General features: G+C 68.8%; 7 protein-coding genes. 4 read left to right on the top strand and 3 right to left on the bottom strand.

What is annotated here, in order from left to right; genetic code table 11:
• The 3 genes from VNJ47_04690 to VNJ47_04700 all read left to right on the top strand — a co-directional run.
• Window positions 1–1,080 (top strand): hypothetical protein (locus VNJ47_04690; protein ID HXG28130.1); only part of this gene is annotated, 1,080 nt, incomplete at its 5' end.
• A 30-nt stretch (window positions 1,081–1,110) separates the two neighbouring features.
• The gene (locus VNJ47_04695; protein ID HXG28131.1) at window positions 1,111–2,670 is read left to right on the top strand and encodes an amidase; all 1,560 of its coding nucleotides are present in this window, start codon (window positions 1,111–1,113) and stop codon (window positions 2,668–2,670) included.
• A complete protein-coding gene (locus VNJ47_04700; GenBank protein HXG28132.1) occupies window positions 2,670–3,995 on the top strand; it encodes a serine hydrolase domain-containing protein in 1,326 nt (441 codons plus the stop codon). Before VNJ47_04695 ends, VNJ47_04700 begins: the two co-directional genes overlap by 1 nt.
• On the opposite strand, the gene VNJ47_04705 is transcribed toward VNJ47_04700, so the two are convergent.
• Complete coding sequence (locus tag VNJ47_04705) at window positions 3,992–4,159, bottom strand: hypothetical protein (protein ID HXG28133.1); 168 nt, start codon at window positions 4,157–4,159, stop codon at window positions 3,992–3,994. The two genes, VNJ47_04700 and VNJ47_04705, sit on opposite strands and share 4 nt — an antisense overlap.
• Window positions 4,160–4,319: 160 nt before the next feature.
• On the opposite strand from VNJ47_04705, the gene rssA reads away from it, so the two are divergent.
• Complete coding sequence (rssA, locus tag VNJ47_04710; protein ID HXG28134.1) at window positions 4,320–5,309, top strand: patatin-like phospholipase RssA; 990 nt, start codon at window positions 4,320–4,322, stop codon at window positions 5,307–5,309.
• Between the two features lie 13 nt (window positions 5,310–5,322).
• Here the strand turns inward: rssA and VNJ47_04715 are convergent, their stop codons facing one another.
• On the bottom strand, window positions 5,323–6,441 hold the full coding sequence (locus tag VNJ47_04715; protein HXG28135.1) for a trypsin-like peptidase domain-containing protein: 1,119 nt from the start codon (window positions 6,439–6,441) through the stop codon (window positions 5,323–5,325).
• 60 nt (window positions 6,442–6,501) lie between these two features.
• A partial coding sequence (locus VNJ47_04720) for a patatin-like phospholipase family protein (GenBank protein ID HXG28136.1) occupies window positions 6,502–7,587 on the bottom strand: 1,086 nt, incomplete at its 5' end.

Genomic DNA, 7,587 nt, shown 5'->3' on the forward strand with positions numbered 1-7,587 from the left:
GCGCCGGCGCCGCTGGGCGCGGTGCTGGCGCTGGCGATGGTCAATGCCGCCTACGCGCCGCAGGTCGCCGCCTACCAGGCGATGTTCGGGCCCATCGACCCGCGCAAGCAGATGTTCGTGGCCGCGACCGACACCTTCGCGCGCGCCTATTCGCAGACCTTTTCCGACATCGCGCGCGACTACGGCGTGTACGTGGTGGCCAGCAACAACCAGGCGCGCTACCGCGCCTCGAAAGACCCGGCCGAGATCGCCCTGTTCAAGGATCCGGACCTGGCGGCGGTGGACGAGGTGTACATCGCCCTGGATGCGCGCGTGACCAACCAGACCGCGATCTGGGGGCCGCGGGACGTCAATCCCGAGGCGCCAGCAGGCGAGAAGAACCTGCTGTTCCGCAACGATAAAGTGCCGATCACGGCGCTCGAGCGCGACCTGATCGCCATCGACGAAGGTCCGGCCACCGGCGACGAAGCACGCGCCAATGCCGCGGGCGTGGTGGTGGCCGGCTTCCGGCTCGGCTTCGCCACCTCGCTGCCGGCCTTCGCCTGGGGCTATGACTTCGGCCAGCGGCCGGCGGGCCTGGAACCCTGTGCCGATGTGCGCATCAGCTACATGCCCTGTATGGATGCGCTCGGTGTGGACGTGGTGGTGCAGGCCGAGGCCAATCCCGGCCGCTGGGCGGTGGAGCAGGCCGGCGGCTGGCAGCCGCTGGAGTGGATGGATTCCACCTGGCGCAGCGTGGCCGAGCCGACGGTCAAGTTCCGCTACAACATCACACCGCACATGGTCGGCAACCTGCTCGATCTTGTGTTCGACGGTCAGAGCGCGATCACGAAACGCGGCGCGAATGCGCCGCTGCGGCACTATGTCGGCAACACCGAGTTCAACCCGGCCACCGATCCGGCCGAATACCAGATCTATGCCGGTGGCAAGCCCGAGTTCCTGGTACTGGCGCCCTGGGTGACGGCCGACGCGCCGCGGAACGAACTGCGCGCCACCGGCGCCAGGCTCGCCGCCGGCAGCAACGATCCGCTGGAGAACGATTACCTGGAAACCGCCGTGTGGGCGGACTTGGTACGATGACCAAAGGCGCAGGCCAGCTGAGGGGATGAAATGAACTTCGACGAATACCGCAAGCACGACGGCCTTGGCCTGGCTGAACTGGTAGCGAAGAAAGAAGTCACGCCGGCCGAGCTGCTGGAGGTCGCGATCGCGCGCGCCGAGGCGGTCAACCCCAAGCTCAACGCGATCATCATCCCGATGTACGACCTCGCGCGTGAGCGGGCCAGGCAGGCTCTGAGCGGGCCCTTCGCCGGCGTGCCCTTCCTGGTCAAGGACCTGTTCCAGGAATACGCCGGCGTGCGTGCCGCTTACGGCTGCAAGGCGCTGAAGGCGGCCAACTACACCGCCGACGCGCATGCCGAGATCACCGCGCGCTGGCTGAAGGCCGGCACCGTGATCTTCGGCCGCACGAATACTCCGGAATTCGGCGCCAAGGGCATTACCGAGCCCGACGCCTGGGGCCCGACGCGCAATGCCTGGAACCCGGCGCACACGCCGGGCGGCTCCTCCGGCGGCTCGGCCACGGCGGTTGCCGCCGGCATCGTGCCGATGGCCGGTGCCAACGACGGCGGTGGCTCGATCCGCATCCCGGCCAGCGCCTGCGGGCTGTTCGGCCTCAAGCCCGGGCGCGGCCGCACGCCCTGGGGCCCGCGCTACGGCGAGCTGATGCACGGCGCCGCGATGAACCATATCGTCTCGCGCTCGGTGCGCGACAGCGCGGCCATGCTGGATGCGACCCACGGGCCGGAACTGGGTTCGCTGTTCCGCATCGAGCCGCCCGAGCGGCCTTATATAGAGGAAGTGACCCGCGACCCCGGCAAGCTGCGCATCGCCTTCACCACGCGCTCGCCGATCGGCATGCCGGTGCATCCCGAGGCGGTGCGCGCGGTGCGCGAAACCGCTCAGCTGCTGGCGTCGCTCGGCCACCATGTCGAGGGCGCCGAGCCGGAAATCAACGGCCTGCAGCTGGCGGAGGACTTCATCACCATGTGGTTCGCCAACTGCGCCGCCACGGTAGACGAGATCAAGAAACAAACCGGCTGCGGCGATTCCGGCTTCGAGCTCGACACGCTGGCCATGGTCGCCTTCGGCCACGCCAGTCGTGCCAGCGAATACGTGGCCGGCTACCTGCGCTGGAGCGACTACGCCCGCAAGCTCGGGGAGTTTCACCAGAAGTACGATCTTCTGATGACCCCGACCTGGGCCATGCCGCCGGCGCGCATCGGCGAGATCGTGACCCCGCGCTGGCAGCAGGTGGCGATGAAGATCCTCATGGCGCTGGGCCTGACGCGCGTAGTCCTCAACTCCGGCATGATCGAGAAGATGGTGCAGGAAAACCTCAAGTGGGTGCCGTTCACTCAGCTCGCCAACCTGACCGGCGTGCCGGCGATGTCGGTGCCGCTGCACTGGACCACCGGCGAGATCCCCGCGCCACAGCCGGGCGACGCGCTGCATCCCGAGCGCAAGGCCAGCCAGCAGCCGCCGGCGGTGCCGGGCCTGCCGATGGGCGTGCAGTTCGTCGCGCCGCACGGCGGCGAGGGCTTGCTGTTCCGCCTGGCCGGCCAGCTGGAGCAGGCCAAACCCTGGTTCCACCGCGTTCCGGAGCTGTGATGAGCGCCCTGCGTTCCACGCTCGATTTCGCCCGTTTCCTGCCCAAGGCAACGAATGTCATCGAGGTGCCGGCGGACCTCGGGCCGCTGACGCAGATTGACCACAAGGGCGAATGCGACCCGCGCGACGTCGGCCTCGAGCCGCGCCAGGTCGCGGACATCTGGCAGTCGGTCGAGGATTTCTACCGCACCGGCATGCAGCCGGGCATCAGTCTCGCGATCCGCCGGCACGGCCGGCTGGTCCTGCACCGGGCCATCGGCCACGCGCGCGGCAACGGACCGGCCGATCCGCCGGATACGCCGAAGATGCCGATGCGGCTCGACACGCCGGTGTGTCTGTTCTCCGCCTCCAAGGCGATCACTGCGATGCTGGTGCACAAGCTGGTCGAAGATGGCCGCCTGCGCCTGCGCGACCGGGTCGCCGAGTACCTGCCGGAATTCGGCGTGCGCGGCAAGGACAAGACCACCCTGCTCAACGTGCTGTCGCACCGGGCCGGCATCCCGTCCATCCCGCTCAAGGATCCGGATCCGGCGCTGCTGCAGGACTGGGACAGCATCGTGCAGATGCTGTGCGCGGCCAAGCCCCTGCACGTGATCGGCTGGATCCAGGCCTATCACGCCATCACCGCCGGCTTCGTGCTGGGTGAAGTGATACGCCGCGTGACCGGCCGCGAGCTGCGCGAGCTGATGACCGAGACCTTCCGCCGGCCGCTGGGCTTCCGCTACTTCAACTTCGGGCTCGAGCGGGCAGAGGACCGTGCCCAGGCGGCTTTCAACTACTTCACCGGCTCGGCGCTGAAATTCCCGCTGAGCTACGTCGCGCGTCGCGTGCTGGGTGTGGACTTCGAGCGCGTCTCAGCGGTCGCGAACGAAGAGAACTACATGACCGCGGTGGTGCCGGCCGGCAACGTGTATGCCACCGCCGACGAGTCCTGCCGCTTCTTCCAGATGATGCTCAACGGCGGCGAGCTGGACGGCGTGCGCGTGTTCGAGCCGCGCACGCTGGTCAAGGCCACGCGCCCGGTCGGCGTGATCCAGTTCGACCGCTCGCTGATGATCCCGATGCGCTTCTCCGCCGGCCTGATGCTGGGCGAGTGGCCGGCCGGCCTGTACGGACAGAACTGCGGCGAGGCCTTCGGCCACCTCGGCTTCATCAACATCGTGTGCTGGGCCGATCCCGCGCGCGACATCTCTGCCGCGCTGCTCACCACCGGCAAGTCCATGGCGCTCGAGAACCTCACCAGCTTCTACAAGGTGCTGCTGGCGATCAGCAACAACTGTCCGCCGGTGCCGCGCGTGCAGCGCCCGGCGTGGACGCTCGCCTAGCCGCGAGCGAGCGGGGCGGTTGCGGGCTGGCTGAAATCGGCCAGCTGCGCGTCGAGCGCGCGTTTGAAGGCCGGCCGCGCGGTACAGCGCTCGAGGTGGTCGGCCAGGCGCCGGTCGCGGGTCACGATATCGGTGTGTTTCAGGATCCTCAGCACCGTGGTCATCTGCGGACCCCACTGGCGTCATGTCCGACCGCCCGACCCAGCGAGCCATGGCCGATTGCAGACACATGCGGACGGCGTGAAAATCGCCCCGTGGCCAGACATGTCTGCCGCATGAGCGCCTGTTTCAGATCCCCAGTGCCAACCTCCAGTGCCACCTGACATGAAAACCCCCCGCAGAACGACATCCCGGCGTGCGCAGCCGGACGCGTCTGCTGCGCCGGCAGCGTCCACGCCGGTGCTGGGCCTGGCGCTGGGCAGCGGCTCGGCGCGCGGCTGGGCGCACATCGGCGTGATCCAGGAACTGGAGGCGATGGGCATCCGTCCGCAGGTGGTGGCGGGCACTTCCATCGGTGCGCTGGTCGGTGCGGTGTATGTGTCCGGCCAGCTCGATGACTTGGCGCGCTGGGTTCGGACCCTGACCTTGCGCGACGTTTTCGGCCTGCTCGACATCAGCTTCACCGGCGGTGTGGTGAAGGGCGAGAAACTGTTCGGTTTCTTCCACGAGCAGCATCGTAACCCGAACATCGAGGAGCTGGCGCAGCGTTACGTGAGCGTGGCCACCGACATGCACTCGGGGCGCGAGATCTGGATCACGCGCGGACCGATCCTGGCGGCGGCGCGCGCCTCCTGCGCCATGCCCGGTGTGTTCTCGCCGGTGAAATACCGCGAGCGCTGGATGCTTGACGGCGGCCTGGTGAACCCGGTGCCGGTGTCGGCCTGCCGCGCGTTTGGCGCAGATGTCGTCATCGCGGTAAACCTCAACGCGCAGCTGGTCGGTGCGCACCTGTCGCGCCAGAGCCGGCGGCAGGTCGAGGCACAGGCGCGCGATGTGGAGGAACGCGGGTTCTGGCAGCGGGTGCGTGGCTACTTCAGTGCCGAGCCGGACGGGTCGCCGAGTTTCTTCGACGTCGTCGCCACCAGCATCAACATCATGCAGGACCGTATCACGCGCAGTCGCATGGCGGGAGACCCCGCCGAGCTGACGCTGGTGCCGCAGCTGGAGGACTTCGCGCTGATGGATTTTCACCGCGCGGACGAGGCGATCCGCGAAGGGCGGCGGCTGATCCGCCGCTACGCGGACGATATCCGCGCCTGGACCGGTCAGGCAGCGAACCCGGCGGCCGACCGGCGCAAGCGCCCGCGTCGCTGAAAGAGTGCCGGTTTCAGTCGTCCGGTGCTTGCAGTATCACCGGCACTTTCAGCCATTCGCCTTCGCGATACACGCCGAGCACGATGCGCTCTCCCGGCCGGTAGCGGTCGAGCGCGGTCAGCAGCTCGCCCAGCCGCGATACCGGCTGCCCGTTGACCGCCGTAATCACGTCGCCGGCGACGATGCCGCCGTCGGCGGTCTCGCGCGTGCCCCGCAGCCCGGCGCGCGCCGCAGCCGAGCCCGGCTGCACCTCCAGCACCAGCACGCCCGTCACGCCCAGCCGGGCCGATACGCGTGCGGATAGCTCGTCGCTGGCGGTGATGCCGAGTGCGGGCCGTCGGTAGCGCCCGTGCGCAATGAGCTGCGGTACGACACGACTGACGGTGTCGATCGGCACGGCGAAGCCAATCCCGGCGTAGGCGCCGGAGGGCGAGTAGATCGCCGTGTTGACGCCGATCACGCGGCCGGCGCTGTCCAGCAGCGGACCGCCGGAGTTGCCCGGGTTGATGGCGGCGTCGGTCTGGATCAGATGCTCGATGGGCACGCCGTCGTCGCTGGGGATGGCGCGATCGAGCGCGGAGATGATGCCGGAGGTGAGCGTGTGGTCGAGGCCGAACGGGTTGCCGATGGCGAATACCTTTTGTCCGACCTTGAGGTCGTGGCTGGTGCCGAGCGCCAGCCGCGGTGGCGGGTTGAGCGGCACCTTGATGCGCAGCACTGCCAGGTCATGTTCCGGGCTCGCCCCCACCAGCTCGGCGTTGAAACGCCGCTGGTCGGCCAACCGCACCTGCGCCTTCTGCGCGTCACGCAGCACGTGCCAGTTGGTGACGATGTGGCCGCTGTTGTCCCACACGAAGCCCGAACCCGTACCCTGCGGCACCTCGAACACGTTGCGTGTCCACACGTCCACGACGCGGGCGATGGTGGTGATGTATACCACGGCCGGGCTTGACTGCTCGAACAGTGCGATCGTGGCCTTCTCGTCCGCAGCCAGTTCGCCGCGCGGCGCGACCACGGGCGTGACCGGCTCATGGCGCGCAAGCCAAGGCTGCACCTGTGCCCAGGCCATGGCGCCGAGCACGCCGAACAGGAGCAGGAAGAGGAGGTTGCGGACGAAGCGCTCGAGACCCATGTGACACTCCCGTTGTTGCGGAAGGAGTGGCTGGGAATCATACCCCAGTGCGCAGGGGGATCAGAGCGGGTCTATGCGTTCCATGAGGCGGCCCGTCGCCACCAGCTCCATCCACTCGTCGGCCAGCTGCTGGCCGGCCACCACGCAGGCCCTCCAGTCACGGATGCGCTCGTCGTCGTGGCCGGCGTAGCGGTAGAAGTCGTGCCGGTCGGGGATGCGCTTTTGCGGCAGCCGCTCGATGAACGCAGCGGAGGGCGCGATCAGCAGCGTGTGGTCCAGATTGCGCGGCTTGCGCCAGGGCAGGAACTTGTCCAGCCAGCCGGTGGTGACGGTTTCGCCGAAGTGCGGCAGGAAAAGGATTCCGTTCGGCTCGGCCAGCGGAAGATCCATGTGATAGTCCACCATGCCGCCGTCCAGGTAGGCACCGGGCGGCGCGCCGGGGATGTCGCGTACCGGCGTCATCACCATCGGGATGGAGGCGCTGGCCATCAGCGCCGGCACCAGGTTGCCGCACGTGAGCGGCGCGACATGGGTGGTGAAGCCGTCCGGCTTGAGCGCCACCGGCGCCGACTGCGGGCTGTGCAGCAGGGTGCGCTCGAAGAACGCGCCCAGCGCGCGCCGATGCACGAGGTTGGCGAGCAGCGCGCCGAGCAGGCCGGCTTTCTGTCGGAGGCTGTTTTCGCTGCCGATGCCGGCGCGACAGCGCGCGGCAACGATGTTCAGCCGCAGCCAGGGATGGGCGAGGATTTCGGTTACGCCGTGCTCGCCGAGCAGTACATCGAGGATCCGCTGCGCTGCGGCGCTGACGTCCTGCGCGCTGGGCTTGGGGCCGTAGCGCTGGTCGAGGTAGGCGGCCTCGAAGCGCTCGATGGCGGCGATCGGATCGCGCTGCGCGGCGCAGGCCAGGCGCCAGCTGCCGATCGAGGCGCCGACCGCGACCAGCGGCTTGCGGCGCGCCTTGAACCACTCGCCGAACAGCGCGCGGTCCAGGCGGTCGAGGATCAGCCACTTGGGCCCGCCTGCGGCGGCGCCCAGGTGCGTGATCAGGTCGGGGGAAAAACCTTCGCGCTCGATGAGCCGGCGCGCGGCTGCGCCGGCCTTGATGCTGAGGGCAGCCACGGCTTCACCCCCACCCTGACCCTCCCC

This window comes from Nevskiales bacterium, assembly GCA_035574475.1.
GTDB lineage: Bacteria > Pseudomonadota > Gammaproteobacteria > Nevskiales > DATLYR01 > DATLYR01.

What these genes read in the sequence shown, in the direction of transcription:
- VNJ47_04700 (HXG28132.1), top strand. Translation starts at nt 2,670, where the DNA reads ATGAGCGCCCTGCGTTCCACGCTCGATTTCGCCCGTTTCCTGCCCAAG.
- VNJ47_04715 (HXG28135.1), bottom strand. Translation starts at nt 6,441, where the DNA reads ATGGGTCTCGAGCGCTTCGTCCGCAACCTCCTCTTCCTGCTCCTGTTC.
- VNJ47_04695 (HXG28131.1), top strand. Translation starts at nt 1,111, where the DNA reads ATGAACTTCGACGAATACCGCAAGCACGACGGCCTTGGCCTGGCTGAA.
- rssA (HXG28134.1), top strand. Translation starts at nt 4,320, where the DNA reads ATGAAAACCCCCCGCAGAACGACATCCCGGCGTGCGCAGCCGGACGCG.
- VNJ47_04705 (HXG28133.1), bottom strand. Translation starts at nt 4,159, where the DNA reads ATGACCACGGTGCTGAGGATCCTGAAACACACCGATATCGTGACCCGC.